This window comes from Comamonas humi, assembly GCF_054782535.1.
Map to the genome: position 1 here is coordinate 1 of NZ_BAAGSH010000029.1, position 1,041 is coordinate 1,041.

Here is a 1,041-nt window from a genome sequence, read left to right on the forward strand (position 1 = left end):
CGCAGACCTTCTTCCATGGCGATGGGGGCGATCAGCTTGACGGTGATCGACACGTTGTCGCCAGGCATCACCATTTCCTTGTCAGCAGGCAGCTCGATGGCGCCGGTGACGTCGGTGGTGCGGAAGTAGAACTGCGGACGGTAGTTGTTGAAGAACGGGGTGTGGCGGCCGCCTTCATCCTTGCTCAGCACATACACTTCAGCGGTGAAGTGGGTGTGGGGCTTGATGGAGCCGGGCTTGCACAGCACTTGGCCGCGCTCGACGTCTTCACGCTTGGTGCCGCGCAGCAGCAGACCGACGTTGTCGCCAGCCTGGCCTTGGTCCAGCAGCTTGCGGAACATTTCCACGCCGGTGACGATGGTCTTTTGCGTGTCGCGGATACCGACGATTTCGATTTCTTCGCCGACCTTGATGATGCCGCGCTCAACGCGACCGGTCACCACAGTGCCACGGCCGGAGATCGAGAACACGTCTTCCACGGGCATCAGGAAGGCACCGTCCACAGCGCGCTCGGGCGTGGGGATGTAGGTGTCCAGCGCTTCAGCCAGCTTTTCGATGGCTTGCTCGCCCAGCGGGCCCTTGTCGCCTTCCAGCGCCATCTTCGCGGAGCCGCGGATGATGGGGGTGTCGTCGCCAGGGAATTCGTACTTGTCGAGGAGTTCGCGAACTTCCATTTCGACCAGCTCGAGCAGTTCTTCGTCGTCGACCATGTCGCACTTGTTCAGGAAGACGATGATGTAGGGCACGCCCACCTGGCGGGCCAGCAGGATGTGCTCGCGGGTCTGGGGCATCGGGCCGTCAGCGGCCGAGCACACCAGGATCGCGCCGTCCATCTGGGCAGCGCCGGTGATCATGTTCTTGACGTAGTCGGCGTGGCCGGGGCAGTCCACGTGAGCGTAGTGGCGGTTGGCCGTTTCGTACTCGACGTGCGCGGTGTTGATGGTAATGCCGCGGGCCTTTTCTTCAGGCGCTGCGTCGATTTCGTCGTACTTCTTGGCTTCGCCGCCGAACTTGGCAGACAGCACGGTTGCGATCGCTGCC

At 62.5% G+C, this 1,041-nt stretch carries 1 protein-coding gene; it reads right to left on the reverse strand.

Annotated elements, in window-relative coordinates:
• On the reverse strand, positions 1 to 1,041 hold a 1,041-nt coding region (gene tuf, locus ACYVKR_RS24495), incomplete at both ends, for an elongation factor Tu (RefSeq protein WP_460483590.1).